Below are 26,990 nucleotides of genomic sequence, written 5' to 3' on the forward strand. Positions count from 1 at the left end.
AAGCGTGGAGCTAACCGCTGCGCTTATGGTTAGGTCTGATCTCTTAAGGGCTCAGCTCTAGCCACACGCTCGCTTGCCGCAACGAGCTGATTTAATCTCCGCAGCTTATTAAGAGATATTTGAAACTGACCGTTGCTCGGCAAGCGCTTGCCTTCAAACTCCTTCCAAACCAGCGCACCTGGCCCATTGTAAATCTCCTCAAACGTCCCATCCGGCAATATTTTAATGATAATGGTGTGCGCCGGTTTACTGCGAAACGCGACAGCGTTGGCTTGAGTCGCTTTAATTTCTACCTGCAGGCCATTTTTACTCAGTGCGTCATAACCCTTATTGGATGCGGTCAGTAACTCAAGGTCATAGGCATCAGCCACCAAGCATTCCCCCAGGCTACCCACCATATGTCCGTCCGGAGTAAAGTGCCGGCCGGGAAACATCGCCTCAAGCTCGAGCACCGTGCTGTAAAGCTGCTTTACTAACCCTCGTAACTTTTTGTGGTCGATCATAAGTTCGCTTATAAATATTGTGAGTTTATGATGAATGCTTGTTATGCGCACCATACAAGCTAAAGGATACGCGCCACATGGCGGGTGATCAGAAGCTTAAACCGAGCGGCGCTTACTAATGTCGTAATCACCCCCTTGTTAAACAGAGCCATATCGTCGTCTTGTCGCTGCTTGAGTGCCGAAAAACAGTGGTCCCGCCTCGCCAGGCCGCCTCTCTAAGAAACTCTAAAGTTGTGAGGCAAGCCGCCGACAACCTTGAACAGGACGAAAGTGGGAGGCTCAGCCACCACCGTTATCGTAGCGTAGTCTACACTCACACTGGCCCTAGCAATATTGGTTTAACGAGCACAGGCACAACCTGCTTTTTTGTCATCAACAAATAACGAGTTATTGCCATGTTTTTTCACAATAAGCGCCTTGCGGCTAAAATTCGGGATCTTGAAGACCAATTACAGGTATTCTCGGATATTCAAAGTGATTTACAGCAAGAGATGATCAGTTTTTCGCTTGATTCCCGTGGGGTGATGAAGGGCGCAAACCAAAACTTTTATGAATCGACGGGTTATAGTGCTGGCGATATTAAAGGTAGAGCGTTAAAAGAGATATTAGCGCCCTCTTCTCTTGATAAAGATCACTGTCAGCGCATGTTTGACTGTATTTCTGCGGGGCGTCATTGGCATGGCGCGGTTCATATTGTTAAAGGAAATGGTGACGAGGCCTGGTTTCGCAGTATATTTCAACCGCGCGCTAAAGAGTCTGGGGAGTTGTCCGAGATGATTACTTACTCTACGGAGCTCACCAACACAATTTCTCAGTCGCGTGAACACAAAGATATGTTGCAGGCACTCAACCGATCTTCGGCCGTTATTGAGTTTACATTAGACGGTACTATTCTCGACGCCAATGACAATTTTTTGCGCTGTGTCGGCTACAGTAAAAGCGACGTTGTGGGTAAACATCATCGCATGTTTTGCACGAGTGACACGGTACAATCTGTCGAGTATGCCGAATTCTGGCAGCGGTTAGCGCGAGGTGAAATTGTCTCCGATCGATTTCAGCGGGTAGGCCACGATGGCAGGATCATTTGGCTCGAGGCCAGCTACAACCCTATTCGGGACGACACAAACAAGTACTATAAGGTCGTTAAATTTGCTACCGATATTACCGAGCAGATGAACCGTGAGGCCGCTATTGCTGAAACCTCGAATATCGCCTACGAGGTTTCTCAAAAGACCGATAGAGATACTGCCGAAGGGATTAAAGTAATCAATTCAACCATCGAAACCATGCAAGGGCTTTCTCATCTGATGCAGGATGCCAGTGCTGGAATTAACGATTTGGATACCCAATCGGAGCGCGTTTCATCGCTAGTTGATAGCATTAAGGGTATTGCCGATCAAACCAACCTTTTGGCGCTTAATGCTGCTATTGAGGCAGCTCGCGCCGGCGAGCAAGGGCGAGGCTTTTCGGTGGTGGCGGACGAAGTCCGTCACTTAGCTTCACGTACCAGCGAGGCCACCGAGCAGATTATTCAGGTGGTTGCCGAAAACAAACAGCTCACCAAGAAATCCGTGGCGTTAATCGAAACCAGTTTGGCTGACGCTCGCCGAGCGCTAGAATCCTCCAGTGAATCGGGGAACGTGATGAACGAAATTCAATCGAGTGCCCGACAAGTCGTCGACGCCGTAAGTGAGTTTAAAAAGACCCTTTAGGGCAACACTATCCGCCACAGCAGGTGTGTCAAAGCCTGGCGACTCCCTGGCCTTCGCCTTGATGTTCCAGAGTTAAGGCTGGGCTTGGATGGCTTTTTTAAAACCCCTCGTTTCTAAATCGCCTAAGTTAATTAATTAACCCACCTAGCCAGCAATCAACAAAGTCAGTACACAAATGCCACAGGCAGCCACCCGCCACGGCCCGCCACTTCCAGGAGGGAACCGCCAGCAGACAGCCATAAGCCGCGCCCGCCCACACCGTATGCAGCGGATGAAAGCCAATACTGCAACGGTTAGGGTCAAAAATCGGATCCGCCAAAAGGTGATCAACATCGATAATCATCGTCGCCAGCATAATCAGTGCCGCCTTCCGCCAATTACCCTTCCAAAATAGCTTTGCAAAAACCACAGGCATTAGTAGGTGGAATGAATAATGAATTATATGCCTGAGTAAGTCGGTGTTGACTTCCATTGGTTTGCTCTTGGGTTGCAGACTGATTTCATTAGTTTAAAGCTCAAAGTGCTGCCTCCTCTCGGGGCGGCCAGACCTTGCCAGCTAGCCATCGATCTCGCTATCTATTCAATGAACCTATTGTTTTACAAGAATGTCAGATAGCTCGTAAGTATAATTTGTCCCTGAACACAGTGATAGCGCTCCACCTTCCGGAAGCGGAGCGCTGTATGCCGCCCATAACATCACCGAAACCTCACTACTTTGAGTGAAATGCACGATTGTACCAGTGTATTTTTCGGTATCGATCCCTTCTATTCCGTAGTCGATGTTTTGCAGTAGTGCATAAGCCCCGAAAATATCCTCCCCGTCCTCAACCAGCGTAATAAGCACGGACGAAATCGTGGTTTCTTCAATCTCTTTGAGAAAGAATACAGCCACAGTATCTTCGTCAAGGATATGGGCAAAAGCTCGCTTGTGAGTATTGCTCGGGGTGTTGCAGCTATGAGCCAAAGGAACAGAAAAAATAAAGAATAAAAATAAGGCGACTAAACCTTGACGATTAAGCCCTATGGCTTGGTGCCGTGTTTCCATGGTTTTTGTCCTATTGATTTTGTACTGTATCTCTATGCCTATACTCCTAGGCTCCAATTCCTACGATACTGGGTTCTTTATATAATATAGCGTGAATCGGAGCGCTTTTCTGAGTATGGCTTTTCACACCATGCAAATTAACCTTTAATATTCATGCCGCATCATCTCAAGAAAATTCCCGAGGCTATGGTTTGTGATTGTGATGATCAAGGCCCAATTTTTAACCATTAGTGGGAGGTGTAATGCCTGACACGATTGCCTTTGCGGAAGGCAACTAAATATTTTTTAAGTCAACTGAGCTTTCAATAACTCACATTTGGCCAAAAAGCGGGATTCAATGTTTCACTACGCCGAAATAGTTTCCATAATTACTAGTGAAATTCCAGGTTACAACATAGTCGCCAGAAATAATTTCTTTAAAGTCATCAATAAACAAGCTATCCACATAAAGCCCGCCTTCTGCATATTCTCCGGCTTTAATCTTTATTTCATATGGATATGCTGTAGAGACGGGATAACTAGCATTAACACAATGGATTAGGTCAGGTTTTCGGCAAGCTATAAAATAGGGCTGATGCTCTCCTCTCCATGGAGCCTGAGTCAACACAACCTCAGTGCTTTGGTTGTTTTTTATTCTGAAATATATTTTTTCGTGCTCATAATATGAACTGATTACAATCTCATTCTCAGCATATGACGGGCAAGCCAACAAAAAAACGCCGGCGCTCCTCAGTAAAACACGGACTAGACTGGAAAAAACAGCGAACCGATAACGAGTTTTTGTTACTGGTCTTATCGACACTTGATGACGCTCCCTTAGTTATCAGTGAGGCGCGACTTGAGCGCTGCTCAACGGCCACTGCCTCTTTTTTCTAACCACCCTGCTTGGCTAATCCTGGTTGATGATGACGCCCGCATTGTGGTTGGTTTGGAGCACAGCGAAAAACCAATCCGACAACATGCGCTTGTTATAGCCTTACCACTGTATTTTGCTTGCGTGGTTTGAGCATTTTTCTTTCTTGATCTGTAAATTGATGCTCTGCATCAACTTTTTCTGTAACATTTCTGGCAATTTCATTCATGAGTTCCAGGCCACCACCAAAGTTAAATAAATAGAGAGGCAAATATTCATTAGGTGATAATTTTAATGTCAGAGTGCAACTATACATCGCGTCAACCATAGCCTGTTCTTTCGGTCTACGATTGCCACCATAAAAGAAATTATGCCATTTTGATTTAGGGAGTCCAGGTATAACTTTTTCCAAGGTTGAAAGATCTACGCTTAGATTCACAGGTTCACCTCTACTGAGTATGCCTCGATCCAGGCTCCATACCTCTTTTTCTTTATATTGCCTTAGCCTGAAATAACCAAAGGTCAACGCAGTCGCTAGAACTATGAAAGCAGCCATTATTTGACGAGTTTCAATGTTATATTCAATCCCCATGTACTCAAGGAGGGTTATTAGCCCTCCTGAGAATACGACAGCACCGAAGACTATTGAAACTAGAGCAAAATCTAATAAAAGAGAAAGCCCAACTCTGAATGTGATTTTTGTTTTCATACTCTACTGCTATAACAGCTTATTAATATGCGAGTTGAAAAGTGCGCCGTGGCAACCTATCTACCCTAGAAAGGTTTTACAAAGCGCTTTCAACACCTTTCTATAAAACAAAGTGAGCCGGCTTTCTTTACAAGCGTTTTAGCTAATCTTTATCACAAACGCCTCACTATGACAGGGCTTTTTAGCTAGCAAGTTTAAATCGTCAGAGATGTAAAGCAGTGAGGAGAAGTGTTCGCACATCACTCCCGATGCATTTTTACTCTACCTTTCCGCTGGCCAACCTGCTGATCAAATGAGTTTATGATAAACCCACCGAATCCACAGGATACAAGAGGAAAAGAGTGCCACGAATTTTATGGTTTGGCAACCGGGGTTTCTGCTAAGGCGGGAACGGAGACTGGGGTTACGGGAAAGGTCGGCCGCTCCTTTTGGCTGAATTCTCGATCGTAGTCGAGAATAACGTGCATCGAGGCTTTGGTCGTGTTTGAGCACAATAATACCTAACCACCAGAATGGCACGCTGGGGCCCCTGAGAGCGAGCCGAATGAAGGCCTATTTTAGGGGGTAAGTGAGCAGGACGCTCACGCAAGTATCGCCGTGCCAGGGATAATGGTATGGACCCACTCCACTTTTAAACCGGCCTCGCGATGGGCCAAAATGGAAGTTGCAAAACACCATTGAACAAAGAGGAGTGGGTCGAGATGAAGATTACAACAGTTGGGATCGATATCGCAAAGTCAGTGTTTCATACAGTAGCATTAAGCCACCAAGGTAGGCTGATTAAGAAAAAAGAGCTCAAGCGTCATCAAGTCTTGGCTTACATGGCTAGGCTAGAAGCCTGCACAGTCGTGATGGAGGCGTGTGGCGGTGCGAACTACTGGGCCAGGGAGCTGATGGCACTCGGTCACAAGGTTAAGCTCATTTCCCCGCAATATGTGAAACCCTTTGTGAAGGGCAACAAGAATGACTACAACGATGCCGAAGCGATTGCCGAGGCCGCTCAGCGCCCTACGATGCGTTTTGTACCGATAAAGTGCATCGAGCAGCAAGATATACAGAATATCCACCGTCAACGAGAGCGGCTAAAAAAAGAGCGTACCGCACTGGTTAATCAGATCAGAGGGCTGTTGACGGAATATGGCATCGTTATTCGCAAAGGCGTAACAGCCGTCATACAAGAGTTGCCGTTAATACTGGAAGATGCGGAGAATCAACTGACGGTCCTGTCAAGAGCGTTATTCTCGGAACTGCTCGAAGAACTGTACCTGTTAAATGAGCGACTCAAGCGTTGCGAGGAAAAGATAGAAACGGTTAATCGGGAGAATGAGCAGTGTCGGCGATTGGATGAGGTGCTGGGCATCGGCCCGATCACGGCAAGTGCCCTGTATGCGGCGGCAGGGGATGGCAAGAACTTTGTGAATGGCCGTCATTTCTCCGCGTGGATTGGGCTCGTACCGGGTCAGCACGCGAGTGGTGGGAGATCAGGGTTACTGGGCATCAGCAAGCGAGGCAACGTGTATCTGCGTACTTTATTGATTCATGGCGCGCGATCAGTGCTGCTGAACTCGGCCCGAAAGACGGATCGTTTCAGCTGTTGGGCACAAGCGTTGTTAGAGCGCCGAGGGCACAACAAAGCCTGTGTGGCGGTGGCCAATAAAATGGCACGCATTGCATGGGTGGTTATGGCCCGAGGCGAGAGTTACCGCCCTGCAGCGTAGTAATACTAGAATGCCAGCTTAGGCTGACAAAACAGCTAACAAAAGAGTTTACCTTTCACTTCAGTTGCAAAAGACAGAACGATCAGATGGTGAGATAGGTCAGACCGGCTCATTCAAACCCTTGCACACGCCGTGGCCTTCGAGGCCGGAGGGATGATTAGGGGGATGAGCGCAGATAACCATCGGGGCCAGGAGGTCAAAAACACCTCCACTCAAAGGCCGGATATATGAGAGCAATGATTTTCTCTCACATAATGATCACAGTGTCTTGCAAACGGAGTGGGTCCATATATGGCGCGTCGATACGGCCCGCTAAAATTGGCTGAAATGAGGGCACCCGCAGGGCCGTGAACCGGGGTGGGCTTTCTTTTCGTTAGTTTTCTTTTGCCCAAACAAAAGAAAAGTGACTCGCCCGCCCGGCGACCCGGGCATATTAAAAGTCTCCCGCCTGCGGCGGCTCTCTATACATTAGACCAGCGTGACGAAGTACGGGGCTGTGCGTGATGACCATGTGCTTCGTAGATACACCAAAGCCACTGGATACCGGCTCCAGGCCGGTATGACGAAAAAAACGACCGGTGACTGAGGGCAAACAAGGATGGTAGAACCAGATAGCTTTCGATGGGCGCTAGCTATGGACTACGTAGCAACCAAAGCCACTGAATACCACTTCCAGGCGGTATTGTGGAGCCTGATGGCGACGTAATTCGTAGGCACCTCATAGCCCAGGCCGGCATGGCAAACACCCCAGAGGCTACACTCCCTTCAACACCTCCGCCAAATACTTCCCCGTCTCCGAGCGCTTGCGCTTAATCACCGTCGCCGGCGTGCCCTGCGCCACCACCTTGCCGCCACCCGAGCCTCCTTCCGGCCCCATATCGATAATCCAATCGGCCTCAGCTACTACATCCAGGTTGTGCTCAATGACCAATACCGAGTTACCGGCATCCACCAAGCGGTGCAGTACGTGTAGCAGTTTGTCGACGTCGGCCATGTGCAGGCCGACGGTGGGTTCGTCCAGCACGTATAAATTGTGCTGGTTAACGCGGCCTTTGGCGTCCTCTGGGGTCATTTTCGCTTTGGCGAGTTCGGCCACCAGCTTGATGCGCTGGGCTTCGCCGCCGCTGAGTGTGGGGCTTTGTTGACCCAGGGTTAGGTAGCCCAAGCCAACATCTTGCAGTAGGCACAGGGCGTGATGCACTTTGCTGACGGGTTTAAAAAACTCGGCTGCTTCGTCGATGTTCATGGCCAGCACGTCGCCGATGTGTTTGCCCTTGTAGCGTACGCTTAGGGTTTCATCGTTAAAGCGCCAGCCGTGGCACACATCGCAGGGGACGCGCACATCGGGTAAAAAATTCATCTCGATTTTTTGCATGCCCTGCCCACCGCAACCGTCGCAGCGGCCATCGCCGGCGTTAAACGAAAAGCGCGCGGGGGTATAACCACGCAGGCGTGCATCGACGGTGCCGGCAAACAGCTTGCGAATGGCATCCCAAATACCGATGTAGGTGGCGGGACACGAGCGCGGGGTTTTGCCGATGGGGGTTTGATCGACCTCTAGAATACGGTCGATATCCTGCCAGCCGGTAATGGCATCGGCGCCTTGCCAGGTATGCGTTTTTTTGCGTTTGTTGTTAATCGCCTGTTTTAGGTTGGGGTACAACACGCCGCGTATTAAGGTACTTTTACCACTGCCACTGACGCCGGTAATGGCCACCAGCTGGTGCAGCGGCACGGATACCGAGACGTTTTGCAGATTGTTTTGGCAGGCGCCCTCAATGCTCAGCGATTCGCTATCCCACAGCGCGCGCATCTCGGTGTTGCGCAGTTCGTCCATGGGGTGGCGCAGCGGGTTGGCCAGCATTTGCCCCGTAAGCGACTGCTTGTTCTTCATGAGTTTGGCAACAGTGCCCTCGCCTACCACCGTACCTCCGTTTACGCCCGCGCGCGGGCCTATGTCGATAATATGGTCGGCTTCGCGCATGGTGTCTTCGTCGTGCTCGACCACCAGTACCGTATTGCCCTGCTGCTGTAACTCGCGCAAGGTTTGCAGCAGCTTGCGATTGTCGCGGGTGTGCAAACCAATGGTGGGCTCGTCTAATACGTAGCACACACCCTGCAGGCTGGAGCCTAGCTGCGCCGCCAGGCGAATGCGCTGGGCCTCGCCGCCGCTAAGTGTTGGCGCGGCGCGATCAAGCGTTAAATAATTAAGCCCGACTTTTTGCAAAAAGTGCAGCCGGTTTTGCATCTCGCTTAATAAATCGCGGGCGATGGCTTGCTCGTTATGTTTGAGTTTAAGTTTGCTAAACCACTGCTCGGCGTTGTCCACCGGTAAGGCGGCAAGCTCAGCGATGCTTTTATCGCGAAACCTTACAGACAAGGCTGTAGGGTTTAAACGCTGGCCATCGCATGTGGGGCAGACTTTATCGGCGCCCTCCTCGTCCGGTTGCCAGGTGTTCTCTTCGCCGGTTTGCTCTTCATCAAAGCCTTTAAGCTTTACACCGGTGCCAAAACAGCCGGTGCACCAGCCGTGCTTGGAGTTGTAAGAAAACAGCCGTGGGTCCAGCTCGGGAAACCCGCAGCCGCAGCTGGGGCACGCGCGCTGGGTAGAGAACAGCCGCTCTTTTGCTTTGCCCTGGGGCGCGGCGATGACCACGCCATTACCGAGGCTGAGCGCCTGTTGCAGAGCGTCGGTTAACGCCGCCTGATTTTTTGGCTCGATGCTAACGGTTGCCAGTGGCAGCTCAATATCGTGCTCTTTATAGCGGTCGAGCTTGGGCCAATCATCCGTGGGTTGGTACTCGCCATCGACCCGCAACTGCGGGTAACCCTTTTCAGCGGCCCACTGGGCCAGCTCGCGGTAAATACCTTTGCGGGCGACCACCATGGGCGCCAGCAAAGTAAGCGCTTTACCGCGATAGTCTTTTTGCACACGTGCCAAAATAGCATCAAGGGTTTGTGGCTCGATGGCTACATCGCAACTGGGGCAATGCTGCACGCCGAGTTTGACGAACATAAGCCGCAGGTAATGATAAATTTCTGTGAGTGTGGCAACGGTACTTTTGCGGCCACCGCGGCTGGTGCGCTGCTCGATGGCCACCGCCGGAGGGATGCCGTAGATGGCGTCGACATCCGGGCGCGAGGCTGGTTGCACAAATTGCCTGGCGTAGGCATTAAGCGACTCTAAATAGCGGCGCTGGCCCTCGCCAAAAATCAAATCAAACGCCAGAGTACTTTTACCGCTGCCGCTGACGCCGGAAATAACCGTGAGCTTATCGCGCGGGATGGTAACGTCGATATTTTTTAAATTGTGCTCGCGCGCGTGATGCACGCTAATAACATTGGCGGCTTTCTTTTTAGGTTTGTGGTTGCCGGCTACTGAGAGCGCTGCACCAGAGCGGAGTGTTTTAACATAGTCGTTAAGGGCTTGGGCGGTATAACCTTTGCCGTTTTGCATTACCTGTTGCGGGGTGCCTTCGGCAATAAGTTCGCCGCCGGCATCGCCGCCCTCGGGGCCAATGTCAATCATCCAGTCGGCGGCGCGAATCACATCCAGGTTGTGCTCGATCACCAGCAGCGAGTGCCCGGCCGATTGCAGTTGCCGAAACGCCTGCATTAGCGTGGCAATATCGGCAAAGTGCAACCCAGTGGTGGGCTCGTCAAATAAAAACAAAATATGATCGCGGTCCTTCGCTTTGGTGTTAGCCAAGTGCCCGGCCAGCTTCAGCCGTTGCGCTTCGCCGCCACTTAATGTTGGCACCGCCTGGCCCAGCTGAACATACTCGAGCCCCACATCGGCCAGCGGCTGCAAGCTGCGTAGTACCTCGGGTTTGTCGTCAAAAAAACTTAACGCTTCGCTAACGGTCATCTGCAACGCATCGGCGATGGAGATGGCGCGGCTGTGTTTGAGTAACTTAACCTCGAGTATCTCATCGCGAAAGCGTTTGCCATTACACTCGGGGCAGCTGAGGTACACGTCGCTTAAAAACTGCATCTCGACATGTTCAAAGCCGTTGCCCTGGCAGCTGGGGCAGCGGCCGTTGCCCGAGTTAAAACTAAAGGTGCCGGGCTTGTAACCGCGCTCTTTGGCCTGTGGCGTGGCGACAAAACATTTACGGATGGCATCATAGGCACCCACATACGTAGCGGGGGTCGAGCGCGTGGTTTTACCGATAGGGCTTTGATCGACCATAACCACTTTATCGACGTGCCCGAGCCCGTTTATGGCCTTGTAAGCACCCGGTGCTTCGGTTTGCTCGCCAAAGTGCTTCAGTAGTGCCGGGTATAAAATTTGCCGCATTAAGGTGGACTTACCCGAGCCGCTTACCCCGGTTAAACACACAAGTTGCCCCAGCGGAATGGTGACATCTATATTTTTTAAGTTGTGCGCGCAGGCGCCCTGAATATCGAGTGATTTAGTTTGCAACGCTTTAAGGGCGGGCAAGTACTGCGGCGCGACTTCTTTAACGCCCTCGGCGCTCTTGCCAACAGCTTTTGCCGCATCACCGGTGGCCGCCATTGCTATTTGCTCAGTTCCGTTTAAATAGCGTGCGGTAATGTTGGTTTTACGCTTAAGCAGCGCGCTGGGCGTGCCAAAAAATTCGATGTTGCCGCCATCGCGGCCGGGCTTTGGGCCTATATCTAAAATGCGATCGGCGGCCAAAATAACCTGCGGGTCGTGCTCTACCACTAACAGCGAGTTACCGGCGTCGCGCAAGCGGTGCAGTACGCTCACTAGCCGGTCGATATCCCTCGGGTGTAAGCCGGTGCTGGGTTCATCTAAAACAAACAAGGTGTTGACCAGCGATGTACCCAGCGCAGTGGTAAGGTTAATACGCTGTACCTCGCCGCCGCTTAAGGTGCGCGATTGGCGATCGAGAGTTAAATACTCCAGCCCTACCTCGCACAAAAAGCCCAGGCGCGAGCGAACTTCGCCCAGCAATAACTCGGTGGCTTCGTCGATGGCCGAGCCGCTATCGGCGGCTAACTGATTAAAAAATGCAAGAGCATTGGCCAACGGCAGCTGCATGGTATCGGTGATATTAAGGCCTGGCAGCGCGTTAAAAACTTTGTCGGGCAGATTGGCGCCCACAGGTTTAAAACGGTTGCGGCCGGCCAGTGCTTTTTGCGCCTCGCTAAACGAGCCAATGCGCCACCACAGTGACTCGGGTTTTAACCGCGCCCCGCCGCACGCTTTACAAGGGGTGTAAGCGCGGTATTTAGAGAGCAGCACGCGAATATGCATTTTGTAGGCTTTGGACTCTAGCCAGTCAAAAAATTCCCGCACTCCGTACCAAACGCCTTTGCTCCAGTCGCCCTCGCCGTCAATCACCCATTGTCTATCTGCTTCGCTTAAGTCTTTCCAGGCGGTGGTAATGGCGATACCACGTTTTTTGGCAAACTTAAGTAGGTCGCGCTGCACCTCGGCGTAGCTGGGTGTTTGGATCGGTTTAATGGCGCCGTCTTTTAGGCTCTTGTTCTCGTCGGGTATCACCAAGCCCCAGTCAACCCCGATCACCCGGCCAAAACCACGGCAGGTATCGCAGGCGCCAAGGGGCGAGTTAAATGAAAAATGACTGGGCGTGGGTTTGCTGTAGCTGATATCACAGCTGGGGCAATGGTGATGACTGGAAAAGTGCTTTGGGCTGCCCGCCTCGCGGTTATCGTCCAGCGGGTACACCAGCACATGGCCTTTGCCGTAGTGCAGCGCGGCCTCCAGGGCCTCGGTTAAGCGGCTGCGATTTTCCTCCGTCAGGCGCAGGCGATCTTGCACTACCTCAACCCGGCTGCCCTCGCGGCTGTGGATACGGGCATAGCCCTGTTGGTTGAGTAACTGCAGTACTTCGTCATCACTGAGCGCTTCCGGTACGGTTATGGGCAGGCACACCATCAAGCGCTGCTCGTTTGACCAACTTGTATACAGTGCGCTCAGAATGCTTTGCGGCGTGTCGGTAATAACGGGCTGGCCGCAGCCGGCGCAATAAAGTTGCGCAACCCGGGCAAACAGTAGCTTAAGATAATCGTTAAGCTCGGTCATGGTGCCCACGGTCGAGCGCGATGTGCGCACTGTGTTGCTCTGCTCGATGGCAATGGCCGGCGGTATACCGTCAATGCTGTCCACCGCCGGCTTGTCCATGCGATCTAGAAACTGCCGGGCGTAGGCCGAGAAGGTCTCGACGTAACGCCTTTGGCCCTCGGCGTAGATCGTATCGAAGGCCAGGGTCGACTTGCCCGAACCACTAACGCCGGTAACCACCACCATCTCGCCCAGCGGGATATCCAGATCGAGGTTTTTAAGGTTGTTTTGTCGAGCACCGCGGATTTTGATGGCATCGAAGGACATAGAGACAGCACCTGAGCGAAAAAAGACTGAGTAAATATACAGTGTTTTGGAGAGTTATCAAAGATAGTACGAGCGCCTTTGCGAGCCAGATCACCGAGCGAATTTACTTGATAACCGTTATCATCCTATTTACCCTAGGGTCTTAGCACTATCACTGGAGAATTTTATGCGTCGCCCCCAACTATTGGCTGGAATTTGCCTGGCACCACTTTTGTGGTCTAGCACTGCGTTTGCGCAGTGGACTCTGGAGCCTGCCAGCTCATCACTCTCGTTTACCTCGGTTAAAAACGACACCATCGCCGAGCATCACAGCGCGAAGCAGTTTACCGCTAGCGTGAGTGACGCCGGTGCCCTAACCGGCTCGGTCGATTTGACGCAGCTAGACACCAATATTGAGGTGCGGGACGAACGCTTGCGCACCATGTTGTTTGAAACCGAGCAATTTAGCGCGGCCACCATAACCGGCAACATTGATCCGGCCTTGCTAGAGGCCAAAACTGGCACTGTAACGACAATCGAGACAACCCTTAACCTGACTTTACACGGCACGACTCAATCGTTGCCGGCTAAGCTGAGCGTGGCCCGATTGAATGAGTCGCAGTTGTTGGTATCAACGCTGACGCCTATTATGGTTAACGCCGCCGACTTTGGGTTGATAGAGGGCGTTGAGAAATTGCGTGAAGTCGCCGGCTTAAGCAGCATTGCAGTAAGCGTACCGGTTACCGGTGTGTGGTTGTTTCAAAAAGATTAATCACTAGCGTAACAGTTACGGCTAAAAACGGCTTGTGATTACACACCGTTTTGGCCATCGGGCGGCAACCGCAGTAATGCGGTTGCCGTTTTTGTTTATGCGTAGTGCTGCCCGCTACTGCATCTCGTGGGTTTTACGTTAACCCAATCGGCGCTGCGGCTGAGCTGGCTGCTGGGCTTGTTTTAGTAGCTCGATAAAACTCACGGCGCTGGGTGTGGGCAGCTGCTCAGCCTCTAGCTCGAGCGCGATAAAATGCTGGCCTTTGCGCACAATTCGCCCTTCAAACACAAAGCTGTAAGCGTTGCCATCGATATCGCACAGGGCGATATCAACGGTAATTAATTGGTGCAGTGAGTAATCGTGATTGTCGACCTCGATGTAAAACCCCAGCGTACTGCAATTGCGTAAACGCCCATTGCACTGATGTTTATTGCGATTTAAGCGAACTCTTAGGTCAGTATTGATACGTGGGCTACAGCGGTGTTCCATAGATGATATCCTCGATGCATTTAATGCCGTTGGTTAGGGATGCATAAACTCCAGGGTGGGTAACGGGTCGCCGGTGCGATCAAAACGGTTAACTTCACGGGCAATGTCGGCGGCTAGCTGATCGGTCATGGCCGCACCGTCGAGCTGCCAGCACCAGTTGTTGTTGCAGGTGCCGGGGGTATTCATGCGCGCTTCAGAGCCGAGCGCCAGCCAATCTTGCATAGGCACAATTGCCATTCTCGCCACCGAGCGCAGTGCGGCTTTAATCAGTATCCAATGGTTTAACGCATTTGGCTTAACGGCAAAATACTCGGCAATGTGCTGCACTTGCTGGGCGCTTAATGTCGCCAGCCAGCCGCACGTCGTGTCGTTATCGTGCGTGCCGGTGTAAACAATGTTAATAGGCTCGCAATGGTGCGGTGCATTAATATTCTTGGGCTCGCCATCCAAACCAAACTGCAACACCAACATGCCAGGCAGCGCAAACCCGGTGCGTAATTGCTCGACCTCGGCGGTAATCAGGCCGAGGTTTTCGGCCACAATGGGCAGCTCGTCAAACTCTTTAAACAGTGCGGTTAATAGTGCTTCTCCCGGCGCCTCGACCCACTGCCCCGCGCTGGCGTCAACACTGCCGGCGGGAATCTCCCAGTAGGCACTCAGGCCACGAAAGTGATCGATACGAATTAAATCAAATTGATCCAGCTGACGTCGCAGGCGGTTTTTCCACCAGCTAAAGCCGTCCGCTTGCATAGCCTGCCAGTGGTAATGGGGATTGCCCCAGTGCTGCCCGGTGGCCGAAAAATAATCGGGTGGCACACCGGCGACGCTGGTGGGGTTGCCCTCGGTATCGAGTAAAAACTGATCGGGATTGGCCCAAACATCGACGCTATCGTTGGCAACAAAAATTGGAATATCGCCAAACAATGCAATACCAAGCTGTTGTGCGTGTTGGCGCAACTGGCACCACTGAGAGTAAAAGGCAAATTGCTCGAATTGCGCCTGAAAGATATCGTCGGCGCATTGCTGGCGTATATCGGCCAGCGCCGTTTCCGAGCGCAAGCGCAGTGGCTTGGGCCACTGGTGCCAGCTAGCGCCCTGGTGCCGCGTGCGAATAGCGTAAAACAGCGCAAAGTCGTCCAGCCAGTAATCTTGCTCGGCGATAAAGGTCGCAAAGTCTTTACTCACGTTGCGCCCGGCGGGCGACGCAATAAACGCCTTAAACCCCTGGCAAGCCAATGTGCGCAAGGTGGCAAGCCCGGTTTTATTGATACCATCATCGGCCGGTTCTAGGGTTAAATCGGCGGCGTTAACCCAGCCCCATTGGCACAATCGGTTAAGACAAATTAGATCGGGGTTGCCGGCCAGCGCCGACCAGGAATGATACGGTGAGCCGTCATCGTGGGTGGGGCCCGTGGGCAGCATTTGCCATACGTTAAGGCTGGCGCGGCTTAAAAAGTTTAAGTAATCCTCGGCGCTTGCACCCAAATTACCACTGCAGGGTATACGCCCGTTTACCGCCGGCGCCGGCAGCGAGCTTGGGTGCAGCAACACCCCGGCGGTGCGCCGATTAAATATAGCGGCGGGTTGATAGCTAAGCGATGCCAGCATTTATTGATGCCCCTGACGCATCACGCCGCCGTTAGCTGGCGCCCCGCTACCGGTGCTGATTGGGGTGTTGAGTGAGTCAGGCGGCACCAGCCCCAAACAGGTGTACAGGTTGCTAACGTGCTGACGAAATAAACGGTCAAAATCGCGCACACTCTCGGAGGGGTTGTAATCGCCAAACCACCAAAACCAATCGGATCCTTCGCACAAGGCCAGCTGCAAACTGGCTTCGGCGGTTTTCTCATCGCTAAGTTTGCCGCTTGCAATCACCTGGTCGTAAGCGCGCTTGGCCTCACATAAAATATCCCAGGCGTGATTTTTTTCGCTGTCGCCAATCCAGGTCGAGAAGGTGCCGTACACCCAGCTGCCGGCACACAAGTGCTCCAGGCTGATGGGGTTTGTTGCGGTGGCTTCGCTCTCGGGGTGCAACACTTCAGAGTAGGTTCTGGTAACTAAATAGGGGTGCTCTTCGATCTTTTTATACAGTGCGTCGATAAAGTACCAGGCGTTTTCGGGGTAGTACTCCCAGGCGTTTTCGCCGTCCATCACAATCGAAATAACCGTGTGAGTGTCTTTGGGGGCGGCTTTGGCAATATTCTCTAAGTGGTGAACAAAATCGCCCACGGCATCGTCGGCGTGCCAGTTGGCGTATTCAAAACCAATTTTATCCGATAGGCCATCGTCCCTAAAAAAAACCTTTACCCCGCCCTGCCCAACCTGAAATGCGGTATGGCGACTGTTGGGGTCGTTTTTGATGTGCTCGCTGGCCTCGCGGTTACCGTCGCCCTGCAAGCTATTAAACAGCACCGAGTCGCCGGTAGCGCTCCACTCAATACCGTGCTCACCCAGTAAACGTAACGTGGCATCACTAAGCGCACCCTCAGAGGCCCAGCAACCGGTTGGCGTTATACCAAAGTGTTGTTTAAAAACCGCTAGCCCGTGGCGCATTTGCCAGTGGGCGCGCTCTTCGCCGCCGGGGTATTCGGGCGATTGGGGTAATGGCGCCGCGGGCATGGCGTCCCGGGTACTGTTTAAGTCCAGCAGTAAAGGCAGTATCGGGTGTGCGTAGGGGCTGGTAATTAGCTCGGCTTGGCCCAACTCGGCGAGTTTTTTGTGGCGTGGAATAATCCCGCTAACGGCGCCGTAAATAATTTGCAGTAACTCGCGGCAGTGCTCGGCGGTGTAATTATAAGCTTGCTGTTGCAGCGCCTCGACGGCCGGGTTGTCGCGCCTTACGGTTTCCCCCAGCCAGCCTAAGTGATACCAGACGCACAAGTCGGTAAGGTATTGTTGATTAAGGTAGCGCTCACCAGAGTCCAGCGTTAACGAATTGTCGTACAGGCTCATTAATTGTTGGTAAGGCTCAAAGCGCTCGACAATGCGCTCGCGGTTGGCCCGGGTGCATTGCTGTAATAAATCGGCAAATTGCTCGCTGCCGGGCTCGGGCCGCTCGGCGGTGGTCAGTACCGCGAGCAGCGGGTCCGTCAATGGTTCGCCCTTGCTGAGGTAAGCGTTTAGCTGTTGGTCATAATCAACCAATTGCTCGATTAAAATAGGTACGTAGTTAAACACGGCTTTACTGCCCGGGTTGTTCTCCAGGTGCCCGGCCATATCGGTGTAGTCTTTAATGGCGTGCAGGTACGTCCAGGGGAAGTAGTACTCCCCGGTTAGGCAATCGCGGTAGTCCGGTTGGTGCATGTGCCATAAAAATACGACGGATGTTTCGGGTACTGCGGTCATGACTAATCTCCTGACAACATATCGGGGGTGACCAATACAACGCCTGCGGGAGAGACATAAAAACGTTCGCGATCGGCGGCTTCATCAAAGCCGATAACGGTGCCCTCGGGGATGACGCAGTCGCGATCGATCAGGGCTTTTTTGATTTTGCAGTTACGGCCTATCTCGACGCTGGGAAACAACACCGAGTCGACCACCTCTGAGTAAGAGTTAACTCTTACCCGGGGGAAGAGCAACGAGTGGCGCACCACCGCGCCGGAGACGATACAGCCACCCGCCACCATCGAATCTACCGCCATGCCCCGCCGGCCCGAATCGTCAAACACAAACTTGGCCGGCGGCACATGCTCCTGATAGGTCCAGATGGGCCACTCAGAGTCGTACAAATCCAGCTCGGGGGTAATGCCGGTTAGCTCGAGGTTAGATTGCCACAGTGCATCAACGGTGCCCACATCGCGCCAGTAAGCCTCACCACCACTCACCGGATCTTTAAACGGGAAGGCAATCACTTTGTGAGACTTAAGCAGCGAGGGAATAATGTCTTTGCCAAAATCGTGAGATGAGCCCTCGGATAGCTGATCGCGCTCAAGCTCTTCCATTAACACATCGGTAGAGAAAACATAGATACCCATCGAGGCTAACGCAATGCCGGGTTTACCTGGAATATGCTCCGGCTCAGGCGGTTTTTCGGTAAACTTTACAATGTTGTAGTCAGTATCGACATCCATTACCCCAAAAGCGCTGGCGGTTTCACAGGCGACTTCGATGCATCCCACGGTAATATCAGCGCCGCTTTCAACGTGCGCGCCAATCATGGTGCCGTAATCCATTTTATAGACGTGGTCACCGGCCAAAATCAGTACATAGCTTGGGTCATGGCGTTTAATAATGTCCAGGTTTTGGCGCACCGCATCGGCGGTGCCGGCATACCAGGATTCTCCCAGCCGCTGCTGTGCGGGCAGCAACTCCACAAACTCACCCATTTGCCCGCCTAAAAAGCCCCAGCCCCGCTGAATATGCCGGTTTAGCGAGTGCGACTTGTACTGGGTAAGCACGCTGATACGGCGAATACCCGAGTTAACGCAGTTAGATAGAGGAAAGTCGATAATACGAAACTTGCCGCCAAAATGTACCGCTGGTTTGGCTCGCCACTGGGTTAAGTTTTTAAGCCGGGTTCCCTGGCCTCCGGCCAACACTAATGCGAGGGTTTCTCGGGTTAGGCGGCTGACAAAACGTCCTGATGCGGGGTTGGTCATACGGTATTGCTCCTTGCTGCTAGGGCTATAACTAGCGATTAGCTCGTTACTGACTATCACTATCTGGCGATAGCGTAGGGGGTGTTGCGTATTGAAAACAAATCGATAACTACCTGGCAAACGCTCCTTGTTGCCTATCGGGATATGACAGAAATATTTAATAGCAAGTTGAGTGCCATAGAGTAAAGCGGCTTAAGCTTCCGGGTCGTAGCGAACTCACGATTCTGTCACAGGTGGACGCTATACTGACGCCCAAAGTGCTGTGACAAGTGGTGCGGTGATGAGTACTTAACATAGACGTCAATGACTGTGGTGTATAGCTTACTCCTACTCTATGGCATCAAACGTGCTACAAACGTGCGGTTAGTCATAAACATTGCAGTCTCATTTTTGGCCGTGCTAAATGAGTGGGCACGAATGGCCAAAACTATAACTAAACTGTGTTACGGTTTTGTGTTCAGCCACTGGCAAAAGGAATAAGCAGCTTATGCCGCGCCCCAAAGGATTACAGCTTAGCAGCGAAATGCAACGAATTAGTGCAGCAAGCAGCCACGACCCTTTTTCCGTTCTGGGCGTGCACCCAAGTGATGCTCTACCCGGTAACGTTAAGGCCAACATCATCCGCGATGTAGCAAACTGGCAGTTAGTCACCTTTTTACCCCACGCCCGCGGCTCGGTTTACGCAGAGCTTGACTCCCAATCGGTCGAGTTAACGCAACTTTCCGGCAGTGATTTTTATATGGCCGATAACATCGCCGAGCGCCCTACCCGGTTTTATCAGTTGCGCTGGCAGGATGAGTACAACAATCATTACCATCACCACGACCCGTACGCGTTTGAACCGCAAATTAGCGAGTACGACTTGCACCTGTTTGCCGAGGGGCGCAACTGGAACATTCACCATATATTGGGGGCCCACCCAAAAGTGATCGATGGTATTGCCGGTGTGCTTTTTGCCACCTGGGCGCCGGGCGCGGAGCGGGTCAGCGTGGTGGCGGATTTTAACCGGTGGGATGGCCGCTGCCACGCGATGCGCTCGCGTGGCAGCAGTGGTGTGTGGGAGCTGTTTATTCCCGGTGTTGCCTTAGACACAAAATACAAGTTTGAGATACGCGCGCGGGATACAGGTGCCATAACCGTTAAAACCGACCCCTATGGGCGCTACTTTGAAACGCGCCCCCATACTGCCGCCCGGGTGTATAGCGCCGCGCCGGAGCAAGTGTGGACGGACAACGAGTGGATGAACCGTCGCCGGCTTTGGAGTTGGCAGCACAGCCCACTGAGTGTGTACGAGATGCATTTAGGCAGCTGGCAGCGGGACCATGACAACCAGTTTTTAAACTACCGCGAGCTGGCCCATCGGTTGGTCGAGTATGTGGTGCCTTTGGGTTTTACCCATATTGAAATTCTACCGGTAGCCGAGCACCCACTGGATGACTCCTGGGGTTATCAAAGCACCGGCTATTTTGCCCCTACCAGCCGCTTTGGCAACCCGGATGACTTTCGCTATTTTGTAAACCACCTGCACAACCACAATATTGGTGTCATTCTCGATTGGGTGCCGGCCCATTTCCCTAAAGACACATTTGCCCTGGCCCGCTTTGATGGCACAGCGCTTTATGAGCATGAGGACATTCGCCTCGGGGAGCATAAAGACTGGGGCACATTGATTTTTAATTACGGCCGCAACGAGGTGCGTAATTTTTTAATCGCCAGTGCTCTTTTTTGGCTGGACGAATTCCATTTGGATGGCTTGCGGGTGGACGCCGTCGCCTCAATGTTGCATTTGGATTACTCGCGCGAGGCGGGTGAGTGGCTCCCCAACCGTTACGGCGGCAACGAAAACCTGGAGGCGGTTGAGTTTGTCCGCGAGCTCAACATCCAGTGCCACGGGCAACACCCGGGCGTTTTAGTCATCGCCGAAGAAAGCACGGCCTGGCCGCAAGTGTCGGGGCCGGTTTACCTGGGCGGGCTGGGCTTTTCATTAAAGTGGAATATGGGCTGGATGCACGACTCTTTGCAGTTTATGAGTAAAGACCCCATCTACCGCCAGTACCATCACGACAACCTGACCTTTGGCATGATGTACGCTTTTAGCGAGAACTTTCAGCTGCCATTTAGCCACGATGAAGTGGTGCACGGCAAAGGCAGCATGATTAACAAAATGCCCGGCGACGACTGGCAAAAATTTGCCAACTTGCGGTTGTTGTATACCTTTCAGTTTACCTACCCGGGCAGTAAATTATTGTTTATGGGCTCAGAGTTTGGCCAGTGGTCTGAGTGGTGCGATAAAGGCGAGCTGGATTGGCCGTTAATGCAGTACGAGCGTCACCAGCAACTGCAGCAATCCGTCGCCGATTTAAACGGCCTGTATCGCACGCAACCGGCGTTGTACGAGCACAACTACAGCGCCGATGGCTTTAACTGGATCGACTGCCATGACAATCGCCAATCGGTTATCAGCTACATTCGCCAGGGCGAGCACGAACGCGTGATTGTCATCCTTAATTTTACCCCGACCCCGCGTCACGACTACCGCGTTGGCGTGCCAGATGACGGAGAGTACGATGAGATATTTAACTCGGATTCAACCTACTATGGTGGCAGTAACCTCGGCAATGGCAGCCGCTTAATGGCGGAGCAAAAGCCCTGGATGAACCTGCCCTACTCCCTGTCGTTAACACTGCCGCCACTGGCTGGCATCGTACTTAAATGTCGGCGTTAAGCGTGTAGCGCAACCCGTACGCCTGCAAAAAACCGTAAGGAGTTTGGTGTGAAAGTTTTGTTTGCTTGCTCAGAGGCTTACCCGTTAGCTAAAACCGGCGGCCTGGGCGATGTTGGCGGTGCTCTGCCGCGCGCACTGGCCCGCCTTGGGGTTCAGGCACGCCTGTTGCTCCCGGCTTATAAGACAACCCTGGATCAAGCTCGGCCCCAGGGGTTAAAACTACTGCGTGAGTTTACCCTGGAGCAAACCACAGTAAAGTTGTGGCAGTCGCGCCTGTCGGGCAGCCGCGTTCCGGTGTGGCTGGTGGATATCCCCGAGTTTTCTGATCGCGACGGCGGCCTGTACGGCGACCCTAGCGGTGCCGACTGGCCGGATAACCCCTATCGGTATTATATGTTTTGTAAAGTGGCCGAGGCCATTGCGCGCAATAATATTGGCCTGCAATGGCAGCCAGATGTCGTGCACGCCAACGACTGGCAAACCGGATTGTTGCCTGCGTTGCTGGCGCAGCAGCCAGGCGCACCGGCTACGGTTTTTACCATTCATAATTTGGCCTACCGCGGTATTTTTGATTATCAGGTGTTTCGTGAGCTCAACTTGCCCGAGCACTGGTGGCATCACGAGCGGCTAGAGTTTTGGGGTAACTTCTCGTATTTAAAAGCCGGGTTGGTCTACGCTGATGCGATTACTACCGTAAGCCCCAGCTACGCCGAGGAGATAAAAACCGAGGCCTTTGGTTGCGGCCTGGAGGGGTTGTTAAGCCACCGCGCCCACTGCCTGAGTGGTATCGTCAATGGCATCGACACCGACACCTGGAACCCGGGCACAGACCGCCATCTGGAGGTTGGCTACAGCCGGCGTACCCTTAAACGCAAAGGCTACAATAAATCGGCGCTGCAACGTGAACTGGGCCTGCCGGAAGATAACTCGCTTGCACTCGTGGGGTTTATCGGTCGGCTGGTCGAGCAAAAAGGCATTGCGTTAATGCTTGAGGCGCTGCCGCCTTTGTTGCGCCAAGAGCGCTGCCAGCTGGTGGTTATTGGCTCGGGGCAAGCTGAGTTTGAGGCGGCCTTAAAGGCGTTACAGGCGGAGTTTCCGCAGCAGGTGTCGGTGACCATCGGTTACGATGAAGGTTTGTCGCACCGCATCGAGGCCGGTAGCGATATCTTTTTAATGCCGTCGCTGTTTGAGCCTTGCGGACTTAATCAAATGTACAGCCAGCGTTACGGGACGATTCCGGTGGCTCACTTTGTGGGTGGCTTGCGCGACACCATCGTTAATTTTTCCGATTCATCCGGGGCGATTGATGCCACTCACGCCAGCGCTTTAGAAAACATCGATGAAACGGGCTTTTTATTCTCTGAGGCCTCGGGCGCGGCGTTGGCCTCGGCTCTCAATCATGCGCTTACCTGCTTTGATAATCCGCTGCTGTGGCGCAAGCTACAGGACAACGCGATGAGCCAGGACTTTGCCTGGGGCAAAAGTGCCCGCGCCTATTTAGAGCTGTACCGCCAGACGGTTAATGCCACCACTCAATCCAGTGATGCAGCGGATCAAGCAGCAGCGCTATAGCCAGCAATGCGCTGGTACCGGCCAGCAGTGGTCGGCGCCAGCCAGCACGCTCTGGGTAACGACTATCAATCAGCGCTTTTACCCGCTCCGGGATATGGCTGCGGCAAAAGTAACTCGCGTCATCGGGCATTTTTGATTCGTAAAAGTGTTTGTGTAAGCGCGCCACCGTTACGATGCTGCTGGCAACCTCCACTGGCGCGACAAAACGTGTGGCGTACCAATCGCAGGCCTGCTCATTGGCCAGCTCCAGCCGGCTGAGTAACGCGCTTAAACACCAACCGCCGGGCAACACCGCCATTTTTGCGATAAACAAGCGCAGATTGTCGTGCCGTAACTGATGCGCTTTTTCGTGCTCTACCACCGCGCGTATGGTGTGCTCGCTGCAGCGGTTAATTAAACCGCGGGAGATAAAAATTCGCGAGCGCCAGTAACCCAACGTAAAGGCCACCGGCTCATCGCTGGGCAGCACATAAACATAAGGCAGTGTGTGCGCATCGGCCAGGGCGATAAAAGAGTGCACCGTTTGTCTGCTGCGCCACAGCCGGTACAGCAACCAACCGCAAAAAAGCACCGCAGCCAGCGCGGCCAGGCTCGTAAGCCAAGGAACATGTGGCGCAATGGGCGCGTGTTGGCCACAGAGTAACAATTGCCCGAGTTCGCCTCCGGCGGTATCAGGGCTTGCCAGGTTGTGGCAGTGCTCCGAGACAAACCAGTGGGACCAGGCGGGGCTGCCGAGCTCTAGTGCAATAATCAGCGCGCTGCACAGCGGCAGCACAAGGATCATCCATAACAATAAACTGGCCTCTGTCGGGTGCAGAGGGCTCAGCCAGCGCTCGATTATGGGTGTGCACAAACGCAGTAGCGCTAACAGCATCAGCCAAACCGTGATGCCCACCAGTAAATAAATCACAGGGTATCTCCCCGGTTGGGCGCTATCGCCTTAGATGGCTCGCCGGTTTGCGTCGGTTCGGTTTGTTTGCCCCGGCGCTCACCGATTAACCGCTCCAACTCATCGAGTGATTGATGATCAATATCGTGAGCAAAATCCACAAAGCCGCTTAATATCGGCGTCATGCTCCCGCTGTGAACCTGCGTAATCACCCGGCCAATAAGTTTACCCAAAAACTCCCCGCGGCTTAGTTCGGCCCGGTAGACGTAAGCACGCCCCAGCTTTGACCGCTTAATCAAGGCCTTGCGGTGCAACCTTTCAAGCGCTGACTGCACGGTATTTAAGCTGCTTTTTAAGGCGTCGGGCAAATCGTTTTGCAAGCTTTTAGCATCGCGCCCGGGGGTATCCCACAGCGCGCGCAGCAAGCCTAGCTCAAGTTCACCCAGTTGCGGCAAGGTATTACTTTGCGATCGTGTCTTCATAGCGTTGGCTTCATCGCCGGTTTTATTTATGTGGCTTATCTGGCTCTTGTGCATGGCAACACCGATTGGCAATCGGTGTTGCCAAAGCCCGATAACACTCCCTGTAAATTATATAACATATTGATATTTATAGAATAATTAAAATGCTCTTGGTTCATTAGATACGCTTATGATCCGCATTCAGATCAGTCTCGAATATAGTAGACACTTGGAAATAACTATTAAGGATGCTACATGCCCCGGCAATCGACTCCCCCGCGCGCTCAGCGCTCCCGTATTTGGCTCGCCTTGGCGGCTACCGCCGTCTCCCACCCGCTGCTTGCCCACGAGATAGAAGAAATAGAAGTCTCTGGCCATCGGGTTAACTTAATTGGCGAAAGTGTCTCAGCGTCTGAGGGGGTTGTGTCTCAGCGTGATATCGAAACCCGTGCCCTACTGCGCTCGGGTGAAGTGCTCGAGCTAATACCGGGTATGGTGGTCACGCAGCACAGTGGTACCGGCAAGGCCAATCAATATTTTTTACGGGGGTTTAACCTCGATCACGGCACTGACTTTGCCAGCTTTTATGACGATATGCCCATTAATATGCGCAGCCATGGGCACGGCCAGGGCTACACCGACCTCAACTTTATGATTCCCGAGCTGGTGTCGTCGCTGCGTTACCAAAAAGGCCCCTACTACGCCGATGTTGGCGATTTTAGTGGCGCCGGCGCCGGGTTTATCAGCAGTAAAAGTGGCTTTAACGAGGGCCAGCTTAAGCTGTCCGCCGGCAGCGATGAATACTACCGCCTGTTTGCCGGCGATTCGTTTCACGCCGGCGAGACAGAGCTAATGTGGGGCTTTGAGGCCAATGGCTACCAAGGCCCCTGGACGGACATTGATGAAGACCTGGAAAAATACAACGGCCAAATAAAAGCGACACGGGCTTTGGCCGACGGCACCCTAACCTGGTCGCTGATGGGCTATAGCAATAAATGGAACAGTGCCGACCAAATACCGGCCCGCGCTGTACAGTCCGGCATTATTGATGAGCTTGGCTCCATCGACACCACCACCGGTGGCGAGTCGTCCCGCTACAGCGCCAATATAAAGTGGCAAAACGAGCACTGGCTCGCCAGCGCCTACGCCATTGATTACGACTTAGCTTTGTGGTCCAACTTTACCTATTTTTTGGATGACCCCGTTAATGGCGATCAATTTGAGCAAGTGGATGAGCGCCAAATATACGGCGGTAAACTGCAATACCAACACGACCTTACCCTGGGCTCGCTAGCGGTACACAACCGCTACGGGGTGGAAACACGCATCGATGATATTGCCGAAGTGGGCCTTTTTCATACCCAGGCACGACAACGCTTAGGCACGGTGCGCCGCGATAAAATCACCGAGTCGAGTATCGCCGCCTACATGGATAGTGAGATTAACTGGAGCGAACGATTTAAAACCGTACTCGGCTGGCGCTACGATTTTTACGACTTTGATGTCAATGACCTGGCCGGCATCAACAATGCCGGAGTCGACTTAACCCGCAACAGCGGACAGGCCGATGACGGCATCGCCTCGGTTAAGGCCAGCGCCGTGTACCGGCTAACGGACAACTGGGAAGGCTACCTCTCGGCTGGCACCGGTTTTCACTCCAACGACGCACGCGGCACCACCATTCGCATCGACCCGGCGGACGGCAGCGCGGTTGATACCGTCGACCCGCTGGTGCGCTCGTTTGGTTCAGAGCTTGGCCTGCGCGCTAACTTTAATGAGCGCATTAATGTCTCCGCCGCACTTTGGTACTTAGAGCTCGATAGCGAACTGCTGTTTGTAGGCGACGCCGGCAACACCGAGGCCAGCGACAAAACCGAGCGCACGGGGCTAGAGCTTACCGGTTACTACCGTTTAAACGATAATTGGACGCTGGACCTGGAGTACGCTTACACCCACGCCCGATTTGTAAACGAGCAACCGGGGCGCTATGTACCGGGCGCAGTAGAGGACGTATTGCAGCTCGGCGTCAGTGCCGATTACGCCAATGGCGTGTTCGGCAGCTTGCGCTTGCGCTACTTCGGCCCGCGGCCGTTAGTAGAAACAGGCGATGTGAACTCCAACGCAAGCACCTTACTAAACGCTAAGTTGGGTTATCGGTTTAAGCCGCTCACAGTGAGTTTAGATGTTCTTAATTTACTCGACAGCAACGATCACGACATTGATTACTACTACGCCTCACAGTTAGCGGGTGAAGCATCGGCGCATGAGGATGTGCATTATCATCCGCTGGAGCCGCGGAGTTTGCGGGTAACGCTTGAGATGGCGTTTTAGTTGTTAAAAATCCCAGACTTGTCTGGGATTTTTTGTGTTGGTGGGGCTGTTTTCTGTTTAACAAAGAGGCAGCTCCTGCGTTCGCTACAGCGTCATCCCCGGCATAAGCGGAGCCTTGACCGGGGATCCAGCGACTGGGAGTTTTTGTATGAGGGTGCCGCTAACGCGGACTTTAAGTTTATATGCCCGCGTCGCCGGGCGTGGCGAGTGACTTTTCTTTGTTTGGCCAACGCAAAGTAACCAAAAGGCCGCTCCTGCGCATCCCTGAGCCCACGGCATTAGTGAATC

Annotated in this window: 18 protein-coding genes; 6 read left to right on the forward strand and 12 right to left on the reverse strand. The window is 52.9% G+C overall.

What is annotated here, in order from left to right:
- Nucleotides 1-29: 29 nt before the first annotated feature.
- On the reverse strand, nucleotides 30-503 hold the full coding sequence (locus AAC019_RS06990) for a hypothetical protein (RefSeq protein ID WP_339897928.1): 474 nt from the start codon (nucleotides 501-503) through the stop codon (nucleotides 30-32).
- Nucleotides 504-898: 395 nt separating this feature from the next.
- Between AAC019_RS06990 and AAC019_RS06995 the strand changes: the two genes are divergently transcribed.
- Nucleotides 899-2,215 carry a PAS domain-containing methyl-accepting chemotaxis protein gene (locus AAC019_RS06995; protein WP_339897929.1) on the forward strand — a complete coding sequence of 439 codons (1,317 nt, stop codon included), beginning with the start codon at nucleotides 899-901 and terminating at the stop codon, nucleotides 2,213-2,215.
- Between the two features lie 127 nt (nucleotides 2,216-2,342).
- Here AAC019_RS06995 and AAC019_RS07000 read toward each other — a convergent pair whose 3' ends face one another.
- The 4 genes from AAC019_RS07000 to AAC019_RS07015 all read right to left on the reverse strand — a co-directional run bounded on the left by AAC019_RS07000 (nucleotide 2,343) and on the right by AAC019_RS07015 (nucleotide 4,822).
- A complete protein-coding gene (locus AAC019_RS07000; protein ID WP_339897930.1) occupies nucleotides 2,343-2,687 on the reverse strand; it encodes a DUF6122 family protein in 345 nt (114 codons plus the stop codon).
- Between the two features lie 117 nt (nucleotides 2,688-2,804).
- Complete coding sequence (locus tag AAC019_RS07005) at nucleotides 2,805-3,260, reverse strand: hypothetical protein (RefSeq protein WP_339897931.1); 456 nt, start codon at nucleotides 3,258-3,260, stop codon at nucleotides 2,805-2,807.
- A 334-nt stretch (nucleotides 3,261-3,594) separates the two neighbouring features.
- Nucleotides 3,595-4,062: a hypothetical protein gene (locus AAC019_RS07010; RefSeq protein ID WP_339897932.1), complete on the reverse strand. Its 468-nt coding sequence runs from the start codon at nucleotides 4,060-4,062 to the stop codon at nucleotides 3,595-3,597.
- A 166-nt stretch (nucleotides 4,063-4,228) separates the two neighbouring features.
- Nucleotides 4,229-4,822 (reverse strand): hypothetical protein, encoded by a 594-nt coding sequence (locus tag AAC019_RS07015; protein ID WP_339897933.1) that lies wholly within the window; start codon nucleotides 4,820-4,822, stop codon nucleotides 4,229-4,231.
- 701 nt (nucleotides 4,823-5,523) lie between these two features.
- On the opposite strand from AAC019_RS07015, the gene AAC019_RS07020 reads away from it, so the two are divergent.
- Nucleotides 5,524-6,540, forward strand: a complete 1,017-nt coding sequence (locus tag AAC019_RS07020; RefSeq protein WP_339897934.1) for an IS110 family transposase — start codon at nucleotides 5,524-5,526, stop codon at nucleotides 6,538-6,540.
- A 754-nt stretch (nucleotides 6,541-7,294) separates the two neighbouring features.
- Here AAC019_RS07020 and uvrA read toward each other — a convergent pair.
- On the reverse strand, nucleotides 7,295-12,883 hold the full coding sequence (gene uvrA / locus AAC019_RS07025) for an excinuclease ABC subunit UvrA (protein WP_339897935.1): 5,589 nt from the start codon (nucleotides 12,881-12,883) through the stop codon (nucleotides 7,295-7,297).
- 166 nt (nucleotides 12,884-13,049) lie between these two features.
- Between uvrA and AAC019_RS07030 the strand changes: the two genes are divergently transcribed.
- A complete protein-coding gene (locus AAC019_RS07030) occupies nucleotides 13,050-13,634 on the forward strand; it encodes a YceI family protein (RefSeq protein ID WP_339897936.1) in 585 nt (194 codons plus the stop codon).
- A 138-nt stretch (nucleotides 13,635-13,772) separates the two neighbouring features.
- On the opposite strand, the gene AAC019_RS07035 is transcribed toward AAC019_RS07030, so the two are convergent.
- Genes AAC019_RS07035 through glgC form a run of 4 tightly spaced genes read right to left on the reverse strand, consistent with a single transcriptional unit; the run spans nucleotide 13,773 to nucleotide 18,724 of the window.
- On the reverse strand, nucleotides 13,773-14,123 hold the full coding sequence (locus AAC019_RS07035; protein WP_339897937.1) for a PilZ domain-containing protein: 351 nt from the start codon (nucleotides 14,121-14,123) through the stop codon (nucleotides 13,773-13,775).
- 33 nt (nucleotides 14,124-14,156) lie between these two features.
- Nucleotides 14,157-15,731, reverse strand: coding sequence for a 4-alpha-glucanotransferase (gene malQ / locus AAC019_RS07040; RefSeq protein ID WP_339897938.1), 1,575 nt, complete (start codon nucleotides 15,729-15,731; stop codon nucleotides 14,157-14,159).
- Nucleotides 15,732-17,468, reverse strand: coding sequence for a glycoside hydrolase family 57 protein (locus tag AAC019_RS07045; protein ID WP_339897939.1), 1,737 nt, complete (start codon nucleotides 17,466-17,468; stop codon nucleotides 15,732-15,734).
- Between the two features lie 2 nt (nucleotides 17,469-17,470).
- Nucleotides 17,471-18,724: a glucose-1-phosphate adenylyltransferase gene (gene glgC / locus AAC019_RS07050; RefSeq protein WP_339897940.1), complete on the reverse strand. Its 1,254-nt coding sequence runs from the start codon at nucleotides 18,722-18,724 to the stop codon at nucleotides 17,471-17,473.
- Between the two features lie 487 nt (nucleotides 18,725-19,211).
- On the opposite strand from glgC, the gene glgB reads away from it, so the two are divergent.
- Together glgB and glgA are read left to right on the forward strand one after the other, a co-directional pair.
- A complete protein-coding gene (gene glgB, locus AAC019_RS07055) occupies nucleotides 19,212-21,449 on the forward strand; it encodes a 1,4-alpha-glucan branching protein GlgB (RefSeq protein WP_339897941.1) in 2,238 nt (745 codons plus the stop codon).
- A gap of 48 nt (nucleotides 21,450-21,497) precedes the next feature.
- Complete coding sequence (gene glgA / locus AAC019_RS07060; protein WP_339897942.1) at nucleotides 21,498-23,021, forward strand: glycogen synthase GlgA; 1,524 nt, start codon at nucleotides 21,498-21,500, stop codon at nucleotides 23,019-23,021.
- Here glgA and AAC019_RS07065 read toward each other — a convergent pair.
- Both AAC019_RS07065 and AAC019_RS07070 read right to left on the reverse strand, forming a co-directional pair.
- Nucleotides 22,969-23,931, reverse strand: coding sequence for a M56 family metallopeptidase (locus AAC019_RS07065; RefSeq protein ID WP_339897943.1), 963 nt, complete (start codon nucleotides 23,929-23,931; stop codon nucleotides 22,969-22,971). The two genes, glgA and AAC019_RS07065, sit on opposite strands and share 53 nt — an antisense overlap.
- Nucleotides 23,928-24,392, reverse strand: a complete 465-nt coding sequence (locus tag AAC019_RS07070; RefSeq protein ID WP_339897944.1) for a BlaI/MecI/CopY family transcriptional regulator — start codon at nucleotides 24,390-24,392, stop codon at nucleotides 23,928-23,930. Before AAC019_RS07070 ends, AAC019_RS07065 begins: the two co-directional genes overlap by 4 nt.
- 234 nt (nucleotides 24,393-24,626) lie before the next feature.
- On the opposite strand from AAC019_RS07070, the gene AAC019_RS07075 reads away from it, so the two are divergent.
- A complete protein-coding gene (locus tag AAC019_RS07075) occupies nucleotides 24,627-26,702 on the forward strand; it encodes a TonB-dependent receptor (RefSeq protein ID WP_339897945.1) in 2,076 nt (691 codons plus the stop codon).
- The last annotated feature ends 288 nt before the right edge of the window (nucleotides 26,703-26,990 follow it).

Source organism: uncultured Gilvimarinus sp., assembly GCF_963975215.1.
GTDB lineage: Bacteria > Pseudomonadota > Gammaproteobacteria > Pseudomonadales > Cellvibrionaceae > Gilvimarinus.